Here is a 1,917-nt window from a genome sequence, read left to right as displayed (position 1 = left end):
GCTGGAGGCCACCAGGTTGGCCTGGCTGTAGACCTTCACATGCGCGCCCAGCGCCGCCTGGAACACGTCCTGCATCACGCCGATCGGCACGTCGACATGTACCGGGCCGGGGCGCGGTGCCAGCGCTTCACTCACCGCACGGTCGGCGATGAGGTCGGCGCCGCCGGCGGTCAGGCGGAAACTGGCCTTGGTCACCGGCCGGAACACCGCCTGGTGGTCCAGCACTTGATGGGTATAGCTGAGCGCCTCGTCGGCATCGACACAGCCGGTCAGAAGCACCATCGGCACCCGGTCCTGATGCGCATTGGCCACCACGTTGACCGCGTTCAGCGCGCCGGGCCCCAGCGTCGCCACCAGGATCGCCGGGGCGCCATCGCGGTGATGCACGCCTTCGGCGATGAAGCCGGCGGCGTTTTCATGCCGGGTGAGCGTGAACCGAATGCCCGCCTTTTCCAGCGCATCCACCAGAGTCAGCACTTCGCCGCCGGGCATTCCGAAGGCATGGCGGCAGCCCGCCTCGTAAAGACGGCGCGCCAGGATATCTGCGGCGCGGAGCGAAGCCTCGGGCATTGTTGAATCTTTCCTGATTGTCCGGCCCCCTGCAAAGCCCGGCGCGCGGGCCGGCGCAAGTGGAGACACGCGGATGTGACCCGACCGCCGCTCTATTTGATCGCGTCCTGTGCAATCGCCGCGAACCGGACATCAAGCTCGGCCGCCAGCCCGGACAGATCGGCCCCTCCCTCGGGCACGTAGGGGGCAAACACAAAGCTGGGCGCCTTATAGCTGAGCATGGCGGTGCCGTCTTCGTTCTCGGTGACGTAGATCCGGATCGGCGCCTCGATCATCGCCGCTGTCGACAGGTTGAGGATCTCCACCGCGAATTCGTTGTTGAACACGCCGATCACCCGGTTGCCCGGTATGGTGATGCCCCTTCCGGCCGCCGCCTCGGTCGGGCCGGCTTCGGTTACCACGCCCATGCCGTTCGCTTTCACTGCCGCCTTTACCGCAGCGACCAGGTCGGCATAGCTTTTTTCGGTGGGAAATACCTCCCAGCCCTGCCGTGGTTCCAAATCGCCGGCGGTCAGAGGTGCGGCCAAGCCCGCAGCCAACAAAATGCCCAACAATACCCGTTTCATCCCATCTCTCCCTGCACAGGTTTACCTTGGCCAACCCGCACCGCGCCGGCCGGTTCCCGTTCTTGCAGGTTGCGCGCCAGACCGGCAGGCACAGTTGCGTGATCGCGGCGTGATCCGGAAGGACGGCCTGCGCCGTTTGCGCGCGCCGCGAAACGGTCTAGAGATCAGCGCATGAAAGCCTCCACGCTCCCCCTCACCCGCGATGTCGTCCTGATCGGCGGCGGCCACACCCATGCGCTGGTGCTGCGCAAATGGGGCATGTCCCCCCTGCCCGGCGCGCGGCTGACGGTGATCGACCCGAATCCGGCGGCGGCCTATTCCGGCATGTTGCCGGGGCATGTCGCCGGGCATTACACGCGGGACAATCTGGAGATCGATCTGGTGAAGCTGGCGCGCTTTGCCGGTGCGCGGCTGATCCTGGGCGCGGCGACGGGGATCGACCGGGTCGCCCGCAGCGTGCAGGTGCCGGGGCGGCCGCCAATCGGGTTTGACCTGTGTTCAATCGATATCGGCATCACTTCGGAGATGCCGAATCTGCCGGGCTTTGCCGACCATGGCGTCCCGGCCAAGCCGCTGGGCCAGTTCGCCCGGCGCTGGCAGGCATTCCTGTCGGAAAGCGGCCCCGCCGCAGTGGCGGTGATCGGCGCCGGCGTGGCGGGCACGGAACTGGCGCTGGCCATGGCCTTTGCCCTGCACCGCGCCGGAAAAATCGGCGGCGTCACGCTGATCGATGCCGCCGCCGCCTTTCCCGGCATCAGCGGGATCAAGCCGACCTATGGGC

Annotated in this window: 3 protein-coding genes; 1 reads left to right on the top strand and 2 read right to left on the bottom strand. The window is 67.2% G+C overall.

What is annotated here, in order from left to right; translation table 11 throughout:
* Both CVM52_RS25415 and CVM52_RS25410 read right to left on the bottom strand, forming a co-directional pair.
* Nucleotides 1–570: thiamine pyrophosphate-binding protein (locus tag CVM52_RS25415; RefSeq protein ID WP_276308667.1), on the bottom strand; the 570-nt coding region annotated here is incomplete at its 3' end.
* Nucleotides 571–662: 92 nt separating this feature from the next.
* A complete protein-coding gene (locus CVM52_RS25410) occupies nt 663–1,136 on the bottom strand; it encodes a DUF302 domain-containing protein (protein ID WP_100165031.1) in 474 nt (157 codons plus the stop codon).
* A gap of 171 nt (nt 1,137–1,307) precedes the next feature.
* On the opposite strand from CVM52_RS25410, the gene CVM52_RS25405 reads away from it, so the two are divergent.
* A partial coding sequence (locus CVM52_RS25405) for an FAD-dependent oxidoreductase (protein WP_172721094.1) occupies nt 1,308–1,917 on the top strand: 610 nt, incomplete at its 3' end.

Origin of the sequence: Pseudooceanicola lipolyticus (assembly GCF_002786325.1) — a bacterium.
In the GTDB taxonomy this organism is placed as follows: Bacteria; Pseudomonadota; Alphaproteobacteria; order Rhodobacterales; family Rhodobacteraceae; genus Pseudooceanicola_C; species Pseudooceanicola_C lipolyticus.
This window is presented reverse-complemented; position numbering and strand designations above follow the sequence as displayed.